This window comes from Flavobacterium sp. KACC 22758 (assembly GCF_028736135.1).
In the GTDB taxonomy this organism is placed as follows: Bacteria; Bacteroidota; Bacteroidia; order Flavobacteriales; family Flavobacteriaceae; genus Flavobacterium; species Flavobacterium johnsoniae.
Genome location: NZ_CP117878.1, coordinates 4,342,093 through 4,365,029, shown reverse-complemented (window position 1 = coordinate 4,365,029; position 22,937 = coordinate 4,342,093). Strand labels below are relative to the sequence as shown.

24 protein-coding genes are annotated in these 22,937 nt (G+C 33.8%); all 24 read right to left on the bottom strand.

Features of this window, described 5'->3' with window-relative positions:
* Positions 1 to 107: 107 nt before the first annotated feature.
* The 24 genes from PQ462_RS18200 to PQ462_RS18085 all read right to left on the bottom strand — a co-directional run bounded on the left by PQ462_RS18200 (position 108) and on the right by PQ462_RS18085 (position 22,883).
* The gene (locus PQ462_RS18200; protein ID WP_121360403.1) at positions 108 to 1,697 is read right to left on the bottom strand and encodes an MDR family MFS transporter; all 1,590 of its coding nucleotides are present in this window, start codon (positions 1,695 to 1,697) and stop codon (positions 108 to 110) included.
* A gap of 3 nt (positions 1,698 to 1,700) precedes the next feature.
* A complete protein-coding gene (locus PQ462_RS18195) occupies positions 1,701 to 2,780 on the bottom strand; it encodes an HlyD family secretion protein (protein ID WP_274251075.1) in 1,080 nt (359 codons plus the stop codon).
* Between the two features lie 12 nt (positions 2,781 to 2,792).
* Entirely contained in the window at positions 2,793 to 4,112 is a 1,320-nt protein-coding gene (locus PQ462_RS18190; RefSeq protein WP_012026867.1) for a TolC family protein, read from the bottom strand.
* Positions 4,102 to 4,731 (bottom strand): TetR/AcrR family transcriptional regulator, encoded by a 630-nt coding sequence (locus PQ462_RS18185; protein WP_073408693.1) that lies wholly within the window; start codon positions 4,729 to 4,731, stop codon positions 4,102 to 4,104. The genes PQ462_RS18190 and PQ462_RS18185 overlap by 11 nt, the downstream gene beginning before the upstream one ends.
* A gap of 176 nt (positions 4,732 to 4,907) precedes the next feature.
* Positions 4,908 to 5,621, bottom strand: a complete 714-nt coding sequence (locus PQ462_RS18180; RefSeq protein WP_274251074.1) for a hypothetical protein — start codon at positions 5,619 to 5,621, stop codon at positions 4,908 to 4,910.
* 18 nt (positions 5,622 to 5,639) lie between these two features.
* Positions 5,640 to 6,401 (bottom strand): tryptophan synthase subunit alpha, encoded by a 762-nt coding sequence (gene trpA / locus PQ462_RS18175; RefSeq protein WP_121360405.1) that lies wholly within the window; start codon positions 6,399 to 6,401, stop codon positions 5,640 to 5,642.
* 188 nt (positions 6,402 to 6,589) lie between these two features.
* A complete protein-coding gene (locus PQ462_RS18170) occupies positions 6,590 to 7,327 on the bottom strand; it encodes a carbon-nitrogen hydrolase family protein (RefSeq protein ID WP_012026863.1) in 738 nt (245 codons plus the stop codon).
* A 6-nt stretch (positions 7,328 to 7,333) separates the two neighbouring features.
* On the bottom strand, positions 7,334 to 7,654 hold the full coding sequence (locus tag PQ462_RS18165) for a gamma-glutamylcyclotransferase family protein (protein ID WP_012026862.1): 321 nt from the start codon (positions 7,652 to 7,654) through the stop codon (positions 7,334 to 7,336).
* A gap of 69 nt (positions 7,655 to 7,723) precedes the next feature.
* On the bottom strand, positions 7,724 to 8,905 hold the full coding sequence (gene trpB / locus PQ462_RS18160; protein WP_274251073.1) for a tryptophan synthase subunit beta: 1,182 nt from the start codon (positions 8,903 to 8,905) through the stop codon (positions 7,724 to 7,726).
* Between the two features lie 11 nt (positions 8,906 to 8,916).
* A complete protein-coding gene (locus tag PQ462_RS18155) occupies positions 8,917 to 9,549 on the bottom strand; it encodes a phosphoribosylanthranilate isomerase (protein ID WP_274251072.1) in 633 nt (210 codons plus the stop codon).
* 98 nt (positions 9,550 to 9,647) lie between these two features.
* Positions 9,648 to 10,427 carry an indole-3-glycerol phosphate synthase TrpC gene (gene trpC / locus PQ462_RS18150; protein ID WP_274251071.1) on the bottom strand — a complete coding sequence of 260 codons (780 nt, stop codon included), beginning with the start codon at positions 10,425 to 10,427 and terminating at the stop codon, positions 9,648 to 9,650.
* A gap of 79 nt (positions 10,428 to 10,506) precedes the next feature.
* Positions 10,507 to 11,499 (bottom strand): anthranilate phosphoribosyltransferase, encoded by a 993-nt coding sequence (gene trpD / locus PQ462_RS18145; RefSeq protein ID WP_274251070.1) that lies wholly within the window; start codon positions 11,497 to 11,499, stop codon positions 10,507 to 10,509.
* A gap of 138 nt (positions 11,500 to 11,637) precedes the next feature.
* A complete protein-coding gene (locus PQ462_RS18140; protein WP_274251069.1) occupies positions 11,638 to 12,204 on the bottom strand; it encodes an anthranilate synthase component II in 567 nt (188 codons plus the stop codon).
* An 89-nt stretch (positions 12,205 to 12,293) separates the two neighbouring features.
* Entirely contained in the window at positions 12,294 to 12,734 is a 441-nt protein-coding gene (locus PQ462_RS18135; protein WP_274251068.1) for a hypothetical protein, read from the bottom strand.
* A 94-nt stretch (positions 12,735 to 12,828) separates the two neighbouring features.
* Entirely contained in the window at positions 12,829 to 14,229 is a 1,401-nt protein-coding gene (locus PQ462_RS18130; RefSeq protein WP_274251067.1) for an anthranilate synthase component I family protein, read from the bottom strand.
* Positions 14,230 to 14,529: 300 nt separating this feature from the next.
* Positions 14,530 to 15,807 carry a hypothetical protein gene (locus PQ462_RS18125; RefSeq protein ID WP_274251066.1) on the bottom strand — a complete coding sequence of 426 codons (1,278 nt, stop codon included), beginning with the start codon at positions 15,805 to 15,807 and terminating at the stop codon, positions 14,530 to 14,532.
* 204 nt (positions 15,808 to 16,011) lie between these two features.
* Positions 16,012 to 16,578: a YceI family protein gene (locus PQ462_RS18120; RefSeq protein WP_012026853.1), complete on the bottom strand. Its 567-nt coding sequence runs from the start codon at positions 16,576 to 16,578 to the stop codon at positions 16,012 to 16,014.
* A 32-nt stretch (positions 16,579 to 16,610) separates the two neighbouring features.
* Positions 16,611 to 17,243 carry an NAD(P)H-dependent oxidoreductase gene (locus tag PQ462_RS18115; RefSeq protein WP_274251065.1) on the bottom strand — a complete coding sequence of 211 codons (633 nt, stop codon included), beginning with the start codon at positions 17,241 to 17,243 and terminating at the stop codon, positions 16,611 to 16,613.
* Positions 17,244 to 17,247: 4 nt separating this feature from the next.
* Positions 17,248 to 17,709 carry a MarR family winged helix-turn-helix transcriptional regulator gene (locus PQ462_RS18110; protein ID WP_274251064.1) on the bottom strand — a complete coding sequence of 154 codons (462 nt, stop codon included), beginning with the start codon at positions 17,707 to 17,709 and terminating at the stop codon, positions 17,248 to 17,250.
* 290 nt (positions 17,710 to 17,999) lie between these two features.
* Entirely contained in the window at positions 18,000 to 19,577 is a 1,578-nt protein-coding gene (locus PQ462_RS18105) for a glycerol-3-phosphate dehydrogenase/oxidase (RefSeq protein ID WP_274251063.1), read from the bottom strand.
* 177 nt (positions 19,578 to 19,754) lie between these two features.
* Entirely contained in the window at positions 19,755 to 20,273 is a 519-nt protein-coding gene (locus tag PQ462_RS18100) for a GNAT family N-acetyltransferase (RefSeq protein ID WP_274251062.1), read from the bottom strand.
* Positions 20,274 to 20,293: 20 nt separating this feature from the next.
* Complete coding sequence (locus PQ462_RS18095) at positions 20,294 to 20,773, bottom strand: DUF6691 family protein (RefSeq protein WP_121360413.1); 480 nt, start codon at positions 20,771 to 20,773, stop codon at positions 20,294 to 20,296.
* Between the two features lie 10 nt (positions 20,774 to 20,783).
* Entirely contained in the window at positions 20,784 to 21,347 is a 564-nt protein-coding gene (locus tag PQ462_RS18090; protein ID WP_274251061.1) for a YeeE/YedE family protein, read from the bottom strand.
* A gap of 120 nt (positions 21,348 to 21,467) precedes the next feature.
* The gene (locus PQ462_RS18085; protein ID WP_274251060.1) at positions 21,468 to 22,883 is read right to left on the bottom strand and encodes an MBL fold metallo-hydrolase; all 1,416 of its coding nucleotides are present in this window, start codon (positions 22,881 to 22,883) and stop codon (positions 21,468 to 21,470) included.
* Positions 22,884 to 22,937: the final 54 nt, after the last annotated feature.

The following is a 22,937-nucleotide window of genomic DNA, read 5'->3' as shown; positions in this document are numbered from 1 at the left end:
AAGTTTATAAACTGAATACTGCCACTGCACACTGCGACTATAAAAAAATAAACGCCGAATTCTAAATGATGAATTCGGCGTTTCTGCGTATTATAAAATTATTATTATTAATGCATTGCGTCGGCTGCATTAATTTTGTTCTTCCCTTTTTTGATAAAGAGAATAATCGGTATGCAACATAAAAACATGATTCCCAGATAAAGGAAAATATCCATATAAGCCATTACAGTACTTTGTTTCATTACAGAATACTCTATAGCCTGATATGCTTTTTTCAAAGCAACATCTGCGCTATATCCTTTTGCCATGAATGCGTGCTGCATTCCTGCAATTCGCTGTTGTACTTCAAATTTGGCTGGATCTAAATTATTAATTAAATCCACTCTGTGTGACTGGCTGAAACGTGTGATGAAAGTGGTAATAATAGCAATACCGAAAGATCCGCCTAACTGACGCATCATTCCTGTAAATGCTGCTCCTTCACCAATTTGTTTTCCTTTTAAAGTTGAAAGGGAAAGTGTCGTAATAGGCACGAAAAGTAATCCTAAACCAATTCCTCTTAAAATTAAAGGCCAGTACATATGTTCAACTCCAGTATCAGGTGTCATACGGCTGTACATCATGAAAGTAAAGAAGAAGAAAATTAAAAATCCTACTCCAACCATATATCCTTGCGGTACACCTTTCTGAATCATATTTCCAACAAAAGGCATCATAATTGCCGTTGTGATAGACCCTGGAATTAATAATAAACCGGCATCAGTAGCTGTCCATCCTAAAATAGACTGTGTATAAATCGGGATAATCAATGTTGAACCATACAAACCGAAACCAAGAATAAAACACATTATGGTTCCAATTCTTAAGTTTCCGTCTTTTAAAACACTTAAGTTTACGATTGGATGTTTATAAGTAAGCTCTCTCCAGATAAATAAAACCAATCCAAGAACGGTAACAACACTTAAGGTTACGATTAATGAATCGTTAAACCAGTCGTCTTGCTGCCCATGTTCTAATACGAATTGTAAAGAACCAATAAAGGTACTCAACAGAATAATTCCCCACCAGTCAACCTGATTGGCTTTTAATTTTTCTCCATATTTCGGACTTCTAACAAACGTTAAAGCCAAAATAGTAGCAATAATTCCCAATGGGATATTGATATAAAATATATAAGGCCAAGAATAATTATCTACTAAATATCCTCCCAAAGGCGGACCTAAAGTTGGACCTACAATTACACCCATTCCGTAAATAGCCTGTGCCATTCCACGTTTTGCTACGGGATAACTTTCTGTAATAATCGTTTGGGCTGTTACCAGCAATGCTCCACCGCCCATACCTTGTACGAATCGGAAAGCTACAAGTTCCCAAATATTTGTGGCATTACCACACAAAAAAGAACAGACTGTAAATATTATAATGGAAGCCACAAAATAATTACGTCTTCCAAATTGCTGTGATAGCCAGCTCGTCATCGGAATTACAATAACATTCGCAATTGCGTATGCTGTAATAACCCATGCCACATCAGTCAAGGTAGCACCAAGACTTCCGCGCATGTCTGTCAGCGCTACGTTTACAATCGTAGTATCTACAATTTCCAACAGTGCACAAAGCACTGCTGTAATCGTAATGATAACACGTCTGAAACCGTATTCTACTAAATCGTCGTCTGCTTGTACTGCTCCTGCCATGTTTTATTTTAAATGTACATCAACGTCAACGTTCATTCCTGGTCTTAAAAGTTTTACTTTCTCAGGATCGTTAGATTCGTCTATAGTAATTTTTACTGGTAATCTCTGAATTGTTTTTACGAAGTTTCCTGTTGCATTATCAGGAGGTAATAATGAAAAACGAGATCCTGTTGCAGGAGAGAAAGAAGATACAGTTCCTTTAAACTCATAGTTTGGATAAGCATCAACTTTTAAACCTACTTTTTGTCCCACAACCATTTTGTTTAATTGTGTTTCTTTAAAGTTAGCTACAACCCAGGCTTCATTATTATTAATGATATAGAATAATGATTGTCCTGGCTGCACCAATTGTCCCGGCTGAATATCTACTTTAGAAACCTGACCGTCGATAGCAGCTGTAACTACTGTATAAGAAAGGTTTAAGTGAGCAACATCAAGCATTGTTTTTGCTTTTTTGATGTTTGCAGCTGCAACTTCTGTCTGCTTATCAGAAACTTTAGATTTTGACTGAATAACTGATTTTTGGTAAGAGCTTGCTCTTTGCTGCTGTTCTAAAACACGTACTTGATTTTCAGCTTCATCTTTTGCAGCCTGAGCCTGTTCGAATTGCTGTTTTGTAATTGTATGAGTTTTGTATAAATTGTTGTAACGGTTAAAATCGTTTGTAAGCTGTCTTAATCTGATTTTTGCACTTTCGATAGAACCAGATGCAGATCTCATTTGAGCGTCAGATACTGAAATGCTTGCATTTGCACTTCCAATATCAGCTTTTGCTGCTTCAAATTGACCTTCAGCTCCTAACAATGCAGCATTTGCTTCATCAATTTTTAATTGATAATCTCTCTTATCGATAGTAAATAAAGTATCTCCTTTTTTTACATAGTCATTATCTTTCACATACACTTTACTAATATATCCAGAAACTCTCGGGATAATTGGGTTCATTCTTTTCTCAATTTGAGCATCATCTGTTTCTTCGTGAGCTTGTGAATGTAAATATTTAGTGATTCCATAAGTTCCGCCTCCTAAAATCAGAACTGCAAGTATGATGATGAATTTTTTATTTGTCTTTTTCTTTTCCATGAGAGCTATCGATTATATTTTAGAAAGATTGAATGATTGTGATAATTGTCCTGATACTGAAAGTAATTCGTAATATTTTTGAATAATTGTTGCTTTTGCTACAGCTGTATTAATTTTTGCACTTAATTGTTCAACATCAGCTTCAACCAAATCATTGGTATCGGCAAGACCATTGTCGAATTTATCTTTTACAAGTCTGTAATTTTCTGCAGCTTGTTGAAATGCTTCTTCATAAACAACACTTTGATTGATCGCTAAGTCGTAATCTTCAATAGATTTTTGAACTTCAACTTTTATGCGATCCGTCATAATTGCTTCTGTGTTTTTTACTTCAAGAGCTTTGCTTTCTGCTTCTTTTACATGAGAGCTGTTTTTAAGGATACCAGATAAATCATAAGATAAACCTAAACCAAAATTCATAGCATATTTTACAGTAATAATGTCTTTAAGATCTAAAGCTGTATAGCCTCCAAGTAACGAAAGTGTTGGATAATAGCCCGCTTTTGCAATTTTAACATTGGCTTCAGAAGCTCTTTGCTGTAAACGAATAGCCTCTAAATCTTTTCTGTTTTCAAGTGCCAAAGCATCAGATGTTGGTGCATTGGTTGTTTTTAAATTAAAGAAATCATCTTCATTAACCTGAATTTTTACAGATGGCTCTAATTTAAGTAATGTCGTTAGATAAAAGTTAATGTTATTGATATTATTGTTAGCTTCATCAATTGATAATTGTGTTTTTGAAACCAATAATTGGGCTTTCAATAAATCATTTCTCGGAATAATTCCGTTTTTCTCTAATTCAATAAAATCCGTAACACGCTGTTTTGCACTTTTTTGGTTTTCATTTAAAACGTCCAAAGTTTTTTGTGCTTTGTATAAAGCTGTATAGTAGGTAATTACTTTTAAAGCAACATCCTCTTTTGTTTTTGCTGCGTTAACGCTTTCAGCTTCGTATAAACTTTCGTATGCGTCTATACTGCTTTGGATTTTAAATCCGGCAAAAATAGGAAGGCTTAAATTTGCCATTCCCAGCATCGCACGATCTGGAGATGCCAAAGAAGCACCTTCACCCTGACCTGGCATATCAATCGAAGCTTTTGTAAGACGCTGATATTGTCCGGAAATTTTTAAATCAGGATATTGGTTATTCTTAACCGATTGTAATTCGTATTTTTTCGAGTTTACCTTAGTGTTGGCAAGCGTAACTTCGTTACTTTTTTCCCAGGCCATTTTTACGGCTTCATCTAAAGTTAAACTTGTTTTTTCTTGTGCTTCTATTGAAGAAATTCCGATAAAGAAAACTCCAAAGAGCATTAATTGACTAATTTTCATAAACAAGTAGCGCTTTTATAGTTTGTTGAATGTGCTTTTTTAGATCGTTGTTAATGTAATTGTTAAACATTTCTTCTGTTTTTAACCCCAATAATTCTTCAAAGAATGAACGGTTCATATGAAAGTGAAAAAAGGTACCGATAATGGTTGGTGTAATAAGTTGGATATTAACATCTTTTCTAAAAACTCCCTGATCCTGACCCTGCTTGATAATGCTTTCAACTGACTTTAAGTTTCCTTTTTTAAGTTCAGTAAATGCCTGCAGGCTTTTTTCTCTCTTTTTGTTGTAAAGTTCAAAATGTAAAACCCTGTAAATCCCTTTGTTAAGGCAGATTCTGTTAACGTAAATTTCGATTAATTTATTGACTTTATCAAGAGGTTCAATGTTTTCTTGTAGTAAGTTTTCGAGTTGTAATTTTAAATCAACAGTTTTGTAAAGAATTAAAGCTTCCAGAAGTCTTTCTTTTGAACCAAAATAATACGAAACCATGGCAATGTTAATTTTTGCCTCTTTTGAAATGTCCCGTATAGATGTCCCCTCAAATCCCTTCTCAGAAAACAGCTTTTCTGCAACGTTAAGTATTTGAATTTTTTTGTCGTTTAATTCGATCTGTGACATGGTATTGTTTCTAATCGAATGCAAAATTAAACAGTTGTTTAATTTAAACGCTTGTTTAATTTTGTTTTAACACAATATTAACATAAACCGTTTTCGATAATTTATGTTAATTCGTGCTTTAATTAGTTAAAATAAAAAAGCCTGAAAACTCTATTTTTTCAGGCTTAATATTTCAATTAATCTTTAGGCAGCTTTACTTGTTTGAAAATCCCTATATTGGAAAATGACTCAATTTTAGTTTTGTTTTTAGGTGTTAGGTCATATCGGATATTAGAAATAATTTCATCTTTTTGAGATAGTTTTAAATCTTCAATCGATATGGCAGAAACAATATTTGAGGTTTTAGTCCTGATGAAAATATTTGTCCTTTTGAATTTTAAAATGTCTAAATGTTCAGGTTCTAAACTCTTAATGTCATTTAAATTATAAAAGAAAATACTATCGCGAGATTCTTTAAATGCTTCAAATTGATATTGTTTGTAACCTTGACTTCTATGTACAAAACCTTCATTTTGAAATATCTTAGCTCTAATTTTAATTCCTTTTTCGTCACTATCCTTAATTTTTAAAGGTATAAAGATTTTTTTAGGATTTATTTGATCATCAAGTTCTTCTGGGATAACACCAAAAATATTTTGTTTTGTTGGTATGCTTTCAAAATATTGAAAAGGTAATGATTCAACATTGTTAACATCAAATACATTGGTTGAATCTAAAATAGCATATCCAAATTTGTATGAATCGCGTCCTCCCCAAGCATCATATTTATAAATAACTTTTGAGGAATTTTCAATTTTTTGAACAAAAAGCTCTGAAATTTCCCAACTGAAATCACAACTCATATTTAAGAAGAGAGCTATTATAAATATGAGGCTTTTAAAATATTTCATTAATTTTTTAAAATCTATTTATCGAATTTCTCCAACAAACTCTTCAATTTTCCCACTGCCGCTTTCGCTTAAATGTTTGATAAAAGCACTTCCAATAATAGCTCCTTTTGCATATTTAGTGGCTTGGTTAAAAGTTTCTTTATTTGAAATTCCAAAACCAACAATTTGAGGATTTTTTAAATTTAGATTTGAAATTCTTTCAAAATACGTTTCCTGAACATCTCCAAAACCACTTTGTGATCCTGTAACACTCGCAGAACTTACCATATAAATAAATCCGTTTGAAACGCTGTCGATAAAACGAATACGCTCATCTGAAGTTTGAGGTGTAATTAGGAATACATTAATTAAACCGTATTTTTCGAAAATGGCTTTGTATTCATCAGCATAAACATCAACCGGAAGATCTGGGATGATTAGACCATCAATACCAATTTCAGCACATTTTTTACAGAAAGCTTCAACTCCGTATTGTAACATCGGGTTGAAATATCCCATAATGATTAATGGAATTTTTACGCTTTCGCGGATGTTTTGAAGCTGATCAAAAAGAATTTGAGTTGTCATTCCGTTATGAAGTGCCTGTGTAGAACTCGCCTGAATAGTTGGTCCGTCTGCCAAAGGATCACTAAAAGGAAGTCCAATTTCGATTAAATCAACTCCGTTTTTTTCTAAATCCTGAATAATCTGCACGGTATCATTTAAATTTGGATATCCCGCAGAAAAATAGATCGAAAGGATTTTTTTATCTTCTTGTAATTTTTGAGTTATTCTGTTCATTTTGATATGTTTTTCTACTGCAAGGCTTTCAAAACCTTGTAGGTATATTAAGTTTATTTGAAAAATATTTCACGCAGATTTAAATTGATTTAAGCTGATTCGCGCAGATTTTTTTTAATGAAATCTAATAAAATCTGCTAAATCTGCGAGAAAAACCTTTGTAATCTATCCAATTCTGATATAATTTTTTAAAATTTTAAAACCTTACTTGTCCAATTATCATTTTGTTTTTCAACCAATAATAATCCAGAGTCAGAATCATTCATTTGCCCGATCAATTCTCCTTTATTATTCCAGAAAGCACTTTGTCCAGCGGATGGTGAACCCCAAGATTCACCGCTGAAATTCGACATCAAAACATTCATTTTATGTTTTTCAGCATAATGTTTTAAATCTCTGTAAGCATTCGGGATTCCGTTTGGAGAAAAGAAAATACTGGCAATATAAATGTCGACATTATTTTTTTCTGCATTTTCAGGATGCTTCGGATTGTCAATATCTGCACAAATTGCAAATGAAATATTTTGATCTTCAATCGTAATCATCGGATTATTGTCAAACGAAGACTGGAAAAATTCATCTTCGCCTTCATGCAAAAACTGTTTCGTGTAAATAGAAACCGAATCGTTTGGAGAAATAATAAATTCACCAATAAATAACTGATTTTCAATTAAGATTGGAGCGCCGGCAATAATGATAATATTATTGTCCGTCGCTAAATCTTTCAGGTGATCTATTCTGTAATCATCTTCGGCGAAAGCCAGTTCCAAAGCATTTTCTCTTTCATATCCTGTAATCGACATTTCAGGAAAAGCGATTAATTGTGCTCCATTTTGAGCAGCCAATTCAATGAGTTTGTAATGGTCTAATAAATTTGAAGCAATATTGCCTCGTTTAGGTTTGGTCTGTGCTGCCGCTAGAATCATTTTTAATTATTTGTTTTCTGTGTAAACCCAGGCAATTCTTCCTGATTTTAATTTTACTTGAACTCTTTTGTATGAGTTAGACTCGAATTGATCTACTTTTAACATTTCTTGACTAGAAACTTCAAAAACAACACCATGTATAATGTCTTCCAGATTTTCGCTTGGTACTGCAACAACATAATCTGCCATTCCAAATTCTTCTTCTATTTGTAAACTCTTAAGTTTAAAACCCAGTATTTGGTCTGGTGTTCCGCTTAAAACTTTATTAAAAATCTGCATTTGAATTTGTTTTGATCTTAAAGTTCCGTATGAAAATAATAGTTCCATAATTATGATTTTTCTTGTTATTGTTTGCGTTAGCGATTTTAAAAACCAACGTCCAAATTACAATTTTTATTACAATTTAAAGTAATCAATATAATTATCTAAATCTTTATCTCCACGTCCAGAAAGACTGATCACTACAATATCTTCTGGTTTGAATTTTTTCTGATCCAAAACAGCAAAGGCATGAGCGCTTTCAATAGCAGGAATAATTCCTTCAAGTTTTGTCAGCTGCAAACCAGCATTCATAGCATCATCATCTGTTACAGAGAAAAATTCGCCGCGCCCGGTTTGTGCTAAATGTGCGTGCAAAGGCCCAACTCCAGGATAATCAAGTCCGGCAGAAATCGAATACGGTTCAGTAATTTGTCCGTCTGGAGTCTGCATTAACAGCGTTTTACAACCGTGAATAACACCAACTTTTCCTAATTTACTGGTTGCAGCACTGTGTCCGCTGTCAACACCTTTTCCGGCAGCTTCAACAGCAATAATTCCAACTTTCGGTTCGTGCAGAAAGTGATAATACGTTCCTGCGGCATTACTTCCGCCGCCAATGCAGGCAACAACATAATCAGGATTTTCGCGTCCTTCTTTTTCTTTTAACTGCCATTTTATTTCTTCTGAAATAATACTCTGAAAACGTGTTACCATATCAGGGTAAGGATGCGGGCCAATTGCCGATCCAATGATATAATGTGTATCTACAGGGTTATTAATCCAATCACGAATTGCTTCGTTGGTAGCATCTTTTAAGGTTCTTGAACCTGAAAGAGCCGGACGAACTTCTGCGCCAAGCATTTTCATACGCGCAACGTTTGGTGCCTGACGTGCAATGTCAATTTCTCCCATATAAACGATGCATTCGATTCCCATTAAAGCGCAGACAGTTGCTGTTGCTACACCATGCTGACCAGCACCGGTTTCGGCAATAATTCTTTTTTTACCCAAACGTTTTGCTAATAAAATCTGCCCGATTGTGTTGTTGACTTTATGTGCTCCGGTATGGTTTAAATCTTCTCTTTTTAGATAAACCTTTGTATTGTATTTTTCTGATAAGCGTTTTGCAAAATACAGCGGACTAGGGCGTCCTACATAATCTTTAAGCAATTGGTTGAACTCTGCCTTAAAATCAGGTTCGTCCATTATGCTTAAGTATTTTTGGCGTAGTTCTTCTACATTCGGATATAACATTTCTGGAATGTAAGCTCCTCCAAATTCCCCGTAATATCCTTTTTCGTTAACGTTAAAACTCATTTTTTTAAATTTTAAAAGTTGGCAACATCAAATTTTCGTTTGAAATTGCTAAATAAATTTCTGTTTTTAAGCCCTGGTTCAATTTCAAATTTACTATTTACATCGACTGCATAAATAGGCAAACTGCTTTTTGAAATTTCTTCGATGGCTTTTAATTCTTTCATTCCAATACCGCCGCTTAAAAAGAAAGGCTTTTTCGAATTGTATTTTTTTAATATGCTCCAGTCGAAAGTTGTTCCATTACCGCCGGGTAGTTTTCCTTTTGTATCAAATAGAAAATAATCGCAGAATGGTTCGAAAGGTTTTATAATTTCAAAATCAAAATTTTCATCGGCTGAAAATACTTTTATGATTTCGATTTTTTTTGATAATTGTTTTTTTAGTTCCGATAAAAATTCAACGGATTCATTTCCGTGTAACTGAACGGCTTGTAAATTGTGTTGTACGACTTTTTCTAAAATTTCTTCCAGACTTTGATTTACAAAAACACCTACTTTTTTGACTGTTTTTATAAGTTCAGGAATGGTTCCGTTAAAATATCGCGCGGATTTTTCCCAGAAAATAAATCCCATATAATCGGGCAGGAGTGCACCTACTTCGAGAATGTTTTCAGGATATTTCATACCGCATATTTTGAGTTTCATTTTTTTATACTGCTTTAAGCTTTAGCAATAGGCTTTAGGCTTTTTGCTTTGTGCTGATTTTTTTATTTACTTTTTGCTAAAAGCTTATAGCCTATAGCTTACAGCTGACTTATAAAGTCAACAGCTGCTTGACCGGCGTTTTCGGTTTTCATGAAGTTTTCTCCTATTAAGAAACCTTTGTAACCGTATGGTTTTAGTTCCTGAATGGCTTCTATTGATGAAATGCCGCTTTCTGAAACTTTTACAAAATCGTCCGGAATTTGCGATGCTAACTCTTTGCTGAAATCCAGACTTACTTCAAAAGTTTTCAGGTTTCTATTGTTAACGCCAATCATGTCTAAAGTTGGCATAATTGATTTTTCTAATTCTTCCTGATTGTGAACTTCCAGTAAAACTTCTAAACCTAATTTTTTGGCAAATTCAGATAAAGATTTGATTTCTTCACGGGTTAAAACCGCTGCGATTAATAGAATTAAATCGGCTCCGTGTGCTTTTGCTTCTAAAATTTGGTATTCGTCTACAATAAATTCTTTTCGCAAAAGTGGAATATTTACGCTCGCTCTGGCTAAAAGTAAATCGTCTAAAGAGCCGCCAAAATATTTCCCGTCTGTTAAAACCGAAATCCCGCAGGCACCAGCATTTTCATATCCTTTTACGACTTCTTCAACTGTAAAATTGTTGTTGATGATTGATTTTGAAGGTGAACGACGTTTGTGTTCGGCTATAATTCCTGAATTGCTTTGTTTTAATTTCTGACTTAAAGAAATAGTTTGTTTATTAAAAAACACCGAAGCTTCCAGCTGAGAAACCGGAATAATGGATTTCTTTAGAATAACTTCTCGTTTTTTATCTATTATTATTTTATCTAAAATATTCATTTTTTGTTTGTTTCAGGTTTCAAGTTTCAGGTTCGTTCCAACAACTTGAAACTTGGAACCTGAAACTTGAAACAATTTTTTACCTGCTTAATTCCTGTAATTTTTGTAAAGCTTTTAATCCTTTTCCTGATAATAAACTTTCTTTTGCTAATTCAAATCCTTCTTGAGGAGAACATTTTGTAACTGTTGCAATTGCCATTGCCGCATTGGCACAAACAACATTATTTTGTGCTTCGTTTCCTTTTCTTGAAATAATATTGGTGAAAATTTCGGCTGATTCTTCAATGGTTTTTCCGCCTTCAATTTCAGATTGAGATAAAAGACGAATGCCAAAATCTTCTGGTTTTATCATTCCTTCCATGTGGCTGGTAATAATTTTTGTTGGCCCGGTTAGGGAAATTTCATCATAACCATCAAGAGAATGCAGGATTGTGAAATTTACATTGGTATTTTGGTATAAATACGCATACATTCTTGCCAGTTCTAAGTTGAAAACACCGACCAGCTGATTTTGTGGAAATGATGGATTTACCATTGGACCTAACATATTAAAGAAAGTTTTTACTGCCAGTTCTTTTCTGATTGGTCCAACGTTTTTCATTGCTGGGTGAAATAGGGGAGCGTGCAGAACACAGATTCCAGCCTGATCGATGCATTTTTCTAAAAATGAAGGATCGTTGCTGAATTTAATTCCCATTTTTTCCATTACGTTGCTTGATCCTGAAATAGAAGAAACACCGTAATTTCCGTGTTTGGCAACTTTTATTCCAGCTCCTGCTGCTACAAAAGAAGCTAAGGTCGAAATATTAAAGGTATCTTTTCCATCACCGCCTGTTCCGCATAAATCGATTGTGTTATATGCAGATAAATCGATACGGATGCATAATTCTAATAAAGCTTCGCGAAAGCCAGAAAGTTCGTCAATCGTAATGCTTCGCATCATAAATACGGTCAAAAATGCCGAGATCTGACTTGGGTTGTATTGTCCGCTTGAAATATTAATCAATACTTGTTTTGCTTCTTCTTTAGAAAGCACTTCGTGGTTGATTAATTTGTTTAATATAGTTTTCATTGAAATTTAGTCTTAAAGTCTAAAGTCGAAGGTCTTAAAGTCCTTGACTTTGTAATTCATTTTTTTCTTGTGTTTTTTAGTTTTAAAATAGCGAAAGACCTTTTTTGACTTTATGACTTTCGACTTTAAAACTTTCGACTAGCTGTTAATCCAATTCTCTAAAATCCTTTTTCCTTTTGGTGTTAAAACACTTTCCGGATGAAACTGAACGCCTCTAACATCATAATTTTTGTGTCGTAAAGACATAATCTGCCCGTTTTCGTCTATCGAAGTTGCTTCTAAATCATTAGGTAAATTAGCATCAACAACCCAAGAATGATATCTTCCAACTTCAAATTCATTTCCTAAACTTTCAAACAAAATTTCGTCTGAAACTACCGTTTTTACATTTGTAGCAACTCCATGGTACACTTTATCAAGATTAGAAAGTGTTCCGCCAAAAACTTCTCCAATTGCCTGTTGTCCTAAACAAACTCCAAGAATACTTTTGGTTGGACTGTATTTTTCGATTACCGCTTTTAGTAAACCTGCTTCATCTGGAATTCCGGGACCAGGAGAAAGTAATATTTTATCAAAAGAAGCGATTTCGTCAATTTCAAATTCGTCGTTTCTGTAAACGGTTACTTCGCAGTTTAAATCTTCAAGATAGTGTACTAAATTATAAGTGAAACTATCGTAATTGTCTATAACTAATATTTTTTTCATTGTGTTTTTGTTTTGTTTCAAGTTTTCCTTGTTTCAGGTTTCAAGTTATTGGAACGTGAAACTTGAAACTTTAAACCTGAAACTATTTTTTACTCTCGAACGTACTTTTCAGTAATAATTCGATCTACTCCTAACTTTTCTATTTTTTCGATTCCTTTTTGAATCAATGTGTCGTTTTTAACTTTTACTGTAAATTCAAATTTGTTGTTTTCCCATTGTCTGTTATTGAAAAACTCCAGATTTTCTGTATATGTGCTGTCTTTTAAGGTGTATTTTCCGCCTCCGCCAAAGAAAACTGCATTTGTTGAATCTTTTCCATTATTTAAATCATGATTGAAAAAAGCAAAATGTGTTTCATTTATAATTTTAATCATTTTTGTTTTTGAATTGAAAGTAGAAAAAGTTGAATCTTTTTCTGTCGTTTCTGCTGATATAAGACGCCAGGTTCCTTCAATCGGATTGTGTTTTTTCTCTGAATTACAAGATGTCATGGCAATGATTAAAACTAAAATTGATACTGCTTTTTTCATAATTATTTATAGTTAATGGTTTGTGGTTAATTGTTCATGGTTTCCAAGTTTCACGTTCGAACAACTTGAAACCTGAAACCAAAAAAACTTGAAACTATATTTTCTCCGCCATTTCAAGCGCTGTATTTAGGGCTCTTAATTTATTATAAACTTCCTGCATTTCGCTTTCTTCGTCAGAACTGGCTACAATTCCGGCACCAGCCTGGCAATGCAATTGATGATTTTTTGAAAGGAAAGTTCGAATCATAATCGCGTGGTTAAAGTTTCCGTCAAAATCCATTACTCCAATTGCACCTCCGTAAAAATTACGATTTGTTTTTTCGTAATCTTCAATCAACTGCATCGCTCTGTGTTTAGGCGCACCGCTTAATGTTCCTGCCGGGAAAGTATCTGCAACGACCTGCATAGTTGTAGCTTTGTCATGTAAATGTCCTGTAACTTTTGAAACTAAGTGAATTACATGAGAGAAAAACTGAACTTCTCTGTATTTTTCTACATTTACATCATGTCCGTTGCGGCTTAAATCATTTCTGGCTAAATCTACCAGCATTACGTGTTCGCTGTTTTCTTTTTTATCTTCAGAAAGTTCTTTTGCTAAAAGCGCATCACGTTCATCATTTCCTGTTCTTTTGAAAGTTCCTGCAATTGGATGAATTTCGGCTTTTCTGTTTTTTACAATAATTTGTGCTTCGGGTGAAGAGCCAAATATTTTGAAATCTCCATAATCAAAAAAGAATAGGTAAGGAGAAGGATTGATGCTTCGTAAAGCTCTGTAAACATTAAATTCATCACCTTTAAAACCTTGTGTAAAACGACGTGATAAAACTAATTGAAAAACGTCGCCGCGAAAACAGTGTTTTTTTGCTAAAGCTACATTGTGTTTGAATTCTTCATCGGTTAGGTTAGAGAAACCTTCACCTTCTTTAGTGAATTTGTATAAAGCAATATTTCTTGACTGCAATAATTGTTCGATTTCAGAAATGTTATTTCTTCCGTCAACACTGTGACAGAAAATATAGGCTTCATTTTTAAAGTGATTAATCGCAATGATGTTTTGGTAAACCGCATAAAATACATCAGGAATTGAAGTTGCATTGTCTTTTTTGGCAATTGAAACTTTTTCGAAGTAGCGGACAGCATCATATGAAATGTATCCGAATAAACCATTATTGATGAATTTAAAGTCGTTTTTTTCTGATTTAAATTGATTCGAAAACTCCTGAATTACTTCTGGAATATTGGTTGAAGCATCAATTGTATTTTGCTCTGAAGTTCCGTCTGGAAAAGTTTTTGAAATGGTTTCGTTTTCAATTTTTATTGTTGCAATAGGATTACAACAGATGTACGAGAAACTATTGTCATTTCCGTGATAATCACTGCTTTCCAACAATAAACTATTTGGAAATTTATCTCTTATTTTAAAATAAATACTTACCGGCGTAATGGTATCTGCCAGAATTTGTTTGTAATGTGTGTTGAGTATAAACGGTTTCAATGTATGTTGTTTTTTAGTTTTAATATATTTTTCTGTTAGAGTTCCGGCCAAAAAAAAAGGCTTGTCGTGATGACAAGCCTTTTATATTTATAGTTTTGAAAATACCATAGGAAGCTTCGTTCACGACGTTTGACGTAAATTCTTCCACCACCAAGTATTGTTCATTATTGTTCTCATTTCTTTATTTTGATGTGACAAAGATATAAATGTAATTTGAATTAGAATACATAAATTTTCAAAAAAAACTTTTCTAATCTTTGAAATTTGTTAAATTTTAAATTCTAATTTTTGACTAAAAGCTTAATTTCCAATTGCCAGCGTGTTGTTTACGTTTGCTCTAAAATCTGGGTTTCCTTTGATATTTGGCGTTATAAACAATTCTATATTTTTCATTTTTGTGTATTCAAGACCAGAATTTGGATTGTAAAAGTTTTGAATTGATGCATCTGAACTTGATGATTCGCTCGTAATTCCTCCATTACAATTGTTAACTATGGTATTTTTAAAACTCATTTTTGCTAAGTTTTCATTTCCGTTTCCAATGTTTCCTTCTAATAAAACAAAAGGCGAAAAACCAGAAACAATACTATTGTTTAAGTTAAAAAATGTATTTTCTCTTACATAAATAGATTCTCTAACCAAGCCCTGATTGTTTTCTTCTAAATTTATTAAAGTGATATTTGAAGCATTAATTTTTGTCATTTTTTTGCTCATATCTGTATTTTGAACTTTATCGTATGAATCTACTTCAAAACATCTTGATCCTGAAATGTCTGATGAGAACGGATGACGAACAGCAATACTGTTTGTAATATTGATTTGTGCACCTTGTGTAAAATCAAAATCATCATCAGTTGTTCTGTATGAGATTAAGTTACTCATATTCAAGTCGCCTCCATAACATTCAAAAGAATCATCATTTGAAAAACTGATTTGAATGTTGCTTAAAACTGTTTTTCTTCCCACTCCGGCTAAAGAAAGTCCGTTTAATTCCTTAGAAGCACTTAATTTTCGTCCTGCATATTCAATTCTAATATATTTCATAACTCCAGAATTATCTTCTGGATCCTGACCTCCATAATGATTTAAGGTTGGTTCTAGGTCAAAAGGTAAAGTGTGGATGCCTCCCAAAGTATTTATAGGCGCTTTTCCTAAAATAATAATTCCGCCCCAGTCGCCTGGCTTTCTATTGTTTTTTTCATTTTCTGATGTAAAAACAATTGGGTCAGTTTCAAGACCTTCCGCCATAATTTTTGCTCCGTTTGTAATTACAAGAGTGCCGCAGGTTTTATCGTCGCCTCGAATTACTGTTCCTGGTTCTATGGTTAAAGTTGCATTATTGGTAACATACACAACACCAACTAAATGATACGTATTACGTTTTACTAATCGGGTATCTTTATCAATTGTTCCGGCAATTATATTAGTTGCTTCGTTATATTCATTTATGGCTGGTTTAAAATTTGTCCAATTGTTCATCCAGTTTGTAGTTCCAATAATTCCTTTTGGCTGTTGTTGTGCGTGTATAAAAAAGCTGGTAATCAGAGCGAAAAATACAATTCGTAATTTTGTTTTCATAACTATAATTTTGAGTTTCTAGTTTTTGAGTTTTTATTTTCCTCAAAATTAGAGGCCGTATGTTAATCAATACGGGGATGGTTGTTATGAAAGTGTTATTACAATATTAAGAACGTTATTTTTTTGAAAAGTAATAAAAAAAAGAAACCCCGGCAGAATCAAACTGCCGGGGTTTTTCTTATAATATAAATTAGTAAGCCTTAATTAGAATTTTAAAGATACAGCTAATTCGAAATCGTCATTGATAGTTTTGTCTCCTAAGTTTTCGAAGAAGTTACCAGAGTTGTATTTAATATCGTATTTAGTTCTGTCAACTTTGAAAGCAGTTGTTGCAGTGTTTCCGTTTACAGTGATGTCAAAAGTTACTGGTTTAGTAATTCCTTTAATAGTTAAATCAGCAGTTACAGTATAAACGTCAGCAGATTTAGCACCAATAGTTTTGAAAACTAATTTAGAAGTTGGGAATTTATCAGTTCCAAAGAAATCGTCAGCTTTTAAGTGACCGTTTAATTTTCCTTGGTATTCTCCAGTTAAATCTGTAGCTGTTAATGAAGTCATATCAACAGTAAATGAACCGCCTGTTAATTTTTTTCCTTTGAAAACTACAGCACCGTCTTTAAAGTTTACAGTTCCTGAGTGTTCTCCAGTTACCTTTTTACCTACCCATTTAATAGTAGAAGCTTTTACGTCGATTTTTTTAGTTTGTGCGTTTACTGAAATACCAGCAGCAGCTACGAATAATGCAATTGCAATTGTTTTTAAATTTTTCATGTTGTTAAAATTGAATTTAGATTTGTAAATAATTATATAGTGATAAATAATTCCTCGTGAGATTTTCTAACTTTTTTGAAGTGCTGCGTATCGTCCTCATCATGTCTGTAACCTACAGTTGCAATAACCGAAGCGTTTAAACCTAATTTATCGAAACCTAAGATCTCGTTAAACGCAGCAGGATTGAATCCTTCCATTGGCGTAGCGTCGATTTTTAATTCTGCAGCAGCAGCTAATAAAGTTCCTAAAGCAATATAAGTTTGTTTTGCTGTCCAGATGTTTTTAGCTTCTTGTGATAAGTTTGAAATTACGCCATTCATCATATCAGCAAATCCGCCTAAAGCTTCAGCAGGAACACCTCTTGTTTCGCTGATGTTTTTAATATAAGCAGCAACAGATTCTGGTCCTGCATTTAAGTCGTTTGCAAAAATGAATAATTGAGAAGCATCAGTAATTTGAGTTTGTCCATAAGCTGCTGCTTTTAACTTTTCTCTAATTTCTGGATTTTCTACAATAATTACTTTATAAGGTTGTAATCCGTATGAAGAAGCAGCTAATCTTACAGCTTCTTTTAAAGTATTTAAATCTGCAGCAGATATTTTTTTTGTTGCATCAAACTTCTTTGTTGCATATCTCCATTTTAGATTGTCTAATAATGTGCTCATAATATTAATTTTGTTGGGTTCGGTATTTTTCTAATAATTTATTTAATAATTCTAATTCTTCAGTACTTATATTCTCGGCAAATGCACGCTCGTGCGCATCTACTTTGGGATCTAATTCTTTTAAAACATCAAGTCCTTTTTGTGTAATCAGCACCTCAATCTTTCTGCGATTGTCCGGACAAACGTTTCTTGTTACTAGTTCCTTTAGTAATAATTTGTCAACTAATCGTGTTGTATTACTTGTTTTTGCCAGCATACGTTCTTGTATAACACACATATTAGCAGGATTTCCTTTTTGTCCTCTTAATATACGCAGCACATTATATTGTTCTCCAGACAAATCATACGGTTTCATTATCTCGTTGAAATGATCCTGAATCACATTTTGTGTGTACATAATGTTCAGAATAACTTTTTTCGCATTATCCATCTTAACTGTACTCTTAATAACCTCTTCAATTGTCATAGTCGTAAGTGTATAATTTGTATATACAAATGTATAACTTTTAATAGTTGTATATACAAGTGTTTTGTTAATTATTTGTTAATGTGAAAAACAACCGTATAAATAGTTGATTATTAATGCCTAAAGTTAATTTATTTTTTGAATTTAAATAGCTGATATTTTGACATTTAACTTAAAGTTAAACTACAATATTCAAATTTAAGTATTTTTATTGCTGAGGCATTTTTGTAAGACTAATTTTTTTAACCATAAATAGAGGGGAGTTTAAATATACTTTGATTTTGAACTGCTTATCGAAATTCTGAGAGAAAAAATCCTTTAGCTGTCGCTTTAAAATCTGCAATTTCCTTAGCGATCCAATTTTCATCATGTCCAAGTTCTTTTGCAATTACCCTTGCGGTTTTTTCAGATACTTCAATTGCAGCTCTGGCATTCAAAAACAATAATCGAACACGTCTTGCCAGAATATCATCTATAGTTCTTGCCATTTCATAACGTACAGCCCAAACAATTTCTGCCAATGTAAATTCATAATCAGGATGGAGTTTTTCCTTTAATTCTGGTTCTTCTTCTTGCAGCTGGAGTATTTTTGCAATATCAGAACCATAAATATATAAGTGATCTTCTCTATCAAGAGTCGTCGTAGGTTTATTTCCGTGAATGCTTAAGTGTTGCGTAATACAAGGTTTTTTGGGAAGTTTTCCTTTTAGTATTGCTTTGTCAATGATGTCTTCGGCAATTTTTCGGTAAGTAGTCCATTTTCCTCCTGTTATGGTTATTAAACCAGTTTCTGAAACTATAATTTTATGACTTCTGGAAACTTCTTTCGTGCTTTTGCCTTCTTCTTTTGGGGCTGCTAACGGACGCAGACCTGCAAAAACAGATAATACATCGGCTCTTGTTGGTTTTTTGGCAAGGAATCGCTGCGCTGTTTCAAGCACAAATTCAATTTCGCTCTCTAAAGCAATAGGTTCTAAACTTTGTTTTTTAATTAAAGTGTCGGTTGTGCCTACTACAACGTGATTGTGCCACGGAACAGCAAATAAAACTCTTCCATCTTTTGTTTTTGGAATCATCAAAGCATGTTCGCCCGGGAGAAAAGATTTATCAAATACTAAATGAATTCCCTGACTCGGCACTATATATTTTTTGTAAACTTTATCGTTTAGCTTCATGATGGCATTTGTAAAAACTCCTGTTGCATTTATTACAATTGCACCTTTTATGTTATAGTTTATTCCGGTTTCCTGATCAACTGCCTGAACGCCGGTGATTTGATTGTTATTATCCTTTAATAAATTAACAACCTTAGTATAATTTAAAACACAAGCTCCGTTTTCTACCGCAGTCTGAGCCAGATTTACAGCCAAACGAGAATCGTCAAATTGCCCGTCATGATAAATAACACCATTTACAAGTCCGTCTTCTTCTACATTTGGAAGCATTTCGATAGTTTTCTTTTTTGAAAGATATTTAGAACTCCCCAAACTTAAACCTCCTGATAATAGATCATAAATTTTTAATCCAATGGTGTAAAAGTAACCGCTTAGCCAATGGTAATTTGGAATAACAAAAGATTGATTTTTTACCAAATGATTTGCATTTTGTGCCAGTAAACCTCGCTCTTTTAATGCTTCTCTAACTAAATGTACATCTCCCTGCGCCAAATATCGTACACCTCCATGAACTAATTTGGTACTTCTGCTGGAAGTTCCTTTGGCAAAATCTACAGCTTCAAGTAAGATGGTTTTATAGCCTCGGCTGGCAGCATCGATTGCGGTTCCTAAACCGCTGGCTCCTCCGCCTATAATTATTACGTCCCAATTTTCGGTATTTTGTAGTTTTAGTAACTGCTCTGAACGATTCATATTTTTTACGGGACTTTTTGTTTAAAGCAAACTTAACGAAATGAAATTAAAAATTGATGAAGAAAAAAGTTTCTGGTTTTTATTTGTTTTAGGCTTCAGGTTTCAAGCATGGTGAAAAAATAAACCCGACAAATTTTTAAAATCTGTCGGGTTATCGAATATTTTGTGAACTATATTTTAATGCAGCAGTTTTTCAAATGCTTTTCTTGCAGAGCCTCTTAAATAGACTTCACCGCAATAAGTATATTTCAATTTGTCTAAAATTTTAAGCATTGGAACATTATCAAAATTAGTATCAACTTTTATGCTGTAAATGTTATTTTCAATAGATAAGCCTTCAATTTTTTCAAATAATTTTGTAGCAATTCCTTTTCCTTTTGCTAGTTTCGAGACTGCTACGCGGTGTACAACAGTATAATCACCATCGCTAAGCCATTTGCCTTCGATATTTTCGTAAGCAGGATCTTTACCAAAAATAATAGCAGCATAACATAAAATAGATTCATTTTCTGTAAGCACATAGCCATAACCATTTTCAATGTCATTTTTAATGGTAAGCTCATTTGGATAACCGTCCTGCCACTGTGTACTTCCGTCTAGTCTTCTTTGTTCAATTGCATCCTGCAATATTTCCCAAATAGCAGGTATTTCAGAAATGACTGCTTTTCGTAAAACTAATTGTTGAGTAGAATTCATTTTTTGGATTATATAAAAAATTAATGAGGCAGTTTATCTTTTATCAAACCATAAACCCAAGTTCCTGCAATGGCACTTACTAAAGTTACCACGATTACTGTTGCTCCGGTACCAATTTGAGCAAAAAGAGGACCTGGACAAGCCCCTGTAATTGCCCATCCAAAACCAAACATCAGGCCTCCGTAGATTTGTCCTTTATTGAAAGTTTTAGGCTGAATTTCGATTTTTTCGCCCTGAAGGGTTTTGATGTTTAATTTTTTAATCAGAAATACTGAAATTACTCCAACAGCAACGGCACTTCCAATTACACCATACATGTGGAATGACTGCAAATGAAACATTTCCTGAATACGAAACCAGCTGATGATTTCGGCTTTTACGAATACAATACCGAAAAAGATTCCAACGATTAAATATTTAAGGTTTGCGAATGCTGTTTCTTTTTTATGACTTGCGTTGATTCCTTCGCTGTCTGTATTTTTATTTTCTAAATTGCTCATTTTAAAAATTTTAAAGTGAAAGAATATATGGTAAAATCAAAAGTGACATTACAAAACCGCCAATCATAAAACAAATTGTAGCTACAACCGAAGGCCATTGTAAATTTGATATTCCCATAATCGCATGTCCGCTTGTACATCCGCCAGCATAACGTGTTCCAAAACCAACTAAAAATCCGCCCACGACCATCATAATAAATCCGCGAAGTGTAAACAAACTTTCCCATGAAAACAGCTGTACCGGAACTAAACCAGTATGATCTGTAATTCCGTAAGAAGCCAATTGTTCTGAAAGTTCAGGAGTAATTTCTACCGGATTTGGATTAGATAACAAATACGCTGCGATTATACCGCCCAGAAATATTCCGAAAACAAAGAATAAATTCCAGCTTTCTTTTTTCCAGTCGTATTTAAAAAATGAAATATTCGACGGAATACAAGCCGCGCAAATATGTCGCAGAGACGAACTAATCCCGAAAGATTTATTCCCGATAATTAATAAAATTGGAACTGTTAATCCAATTAGCGGGCCAGCTACGTACCAAGGCCATGGTTCTTTAATAATTTCTAGCATATTTATAAGGTTCTAAGTTGCTAAGATACTAAAGTTACTAAGGTTTATTTTTTTTAGGCCCTGAGATACTAAGTTTGAAAACCTCAGAACCTTAGTGTCTTAGTAACTTAGCACCTTTAATTATTTTAATACTTTACTTTGACAAACAAAATCTGATTTTGGGATATTGGTTTTAGAAATTGCTCCAAAACCGCCGTCAACTTCGCTGAAATTTCTAAATCCGCGTGCTTGAAGAATAGAAGCTGCAATCATACTGCGGTAACCGCCGGCACAATGCAGGAAAAAATGCTCATTTGGGTTAATATCTTTCACCCAGTCATTAATATAAGCTAGAGGCTTACTGTAAGCATCTTCGATATGTTCTGCCTCATATTCTGTTTCCTTGCGGACATCAATAACCTTGTCTTCTTTGATATTAAATTTCCCGGCAAATTCTTCTGCTGAAATTCGGTTTACCGTATCAATTTCAAAACCTGCTTTTTCCCAGGCTTCAAAACCGCCTTCAAGATGCCCAATAATTGAGTCAAAACCTACACGGCTTAAGCGCGTAACGGTTTCTTCTTCTAAGCCAGCTTCGGTTACTAATATAATAGGTTGTTTTACGTCTCCAATTAAAGTTCCAACCCACGGTGCAAAATCACCGTTGATTCCAATATTAATAGACTGCGGAATAAATCCTTTGGCAAAATCACCGCTTTTGCGTGTGTCTAAAATTAAAGCCCCGGTTTCTTCGGCCACAGCCTCAAATTCTTCAGCTTTAATAGACTTCATTCCGTTATGTAAAACTGTTTCAAAGCTTTCGTAACCTTGTTTGTTCATGGCAACGTTCATACTAAAATAGGCCGGAGGAGGCAATAATCCGTCAGTAACTTCTTTTATAAATTCTGCTTCGGTCATATCAGAGCGCAAAGCATAATTTGTAGCTTTTTGATTTCCAATAGTCGAAACCGTTTCTTTACTCATATTTTTTCCGCAGGCACTTCCCGCACCGTGAGCAGGATATACAATTACATCATCAGCCAGCGTCATGATTTTATCTCTTAACGAATGAAATAAAATTCCCGCCAATTGATCCTGAGTCATTCCAGAAGCTTTTTGAGCTAAATCCGGACGGCCTACATCGCCAATAAATAAAGTATCTCCGGAGAAAATAGCGTGATCTTTTCCATTTTCGTCAATAAGTAAAAAAGTAGTGCTCTCCATAGTATGTCCCGGAGTGTGCAAAACTTTGATCGTTACTTTTCCAACTTTAAATTCCTGTCCGTCTTTTGCAGAAATGCAGTCAAATTCGCAGGCTGCATTTGGACCGTAAACAATTGGCGCTCCGGTTTCTTTGCTTAAATCAACGTGTCCAGAAACGAAATCAGCGTGAAAATGCGTTTCAAAAATATATTGCAGCTTTACTCCGTCGCGTTCTAAACGATCTAAATAAGGCTGTATTTCTCTAAGCGGATCAATAATGGCCGCTTCGCCATTTGAAGTGATATAATATGCACCTTGTGCTAAGCATCCGGTGTAAATTTGTTCTATTTTCATGATAGGTGTTGTAAAATGATGGGATACAAAGGTAGTTTTGTTTTTTAAAAAAAT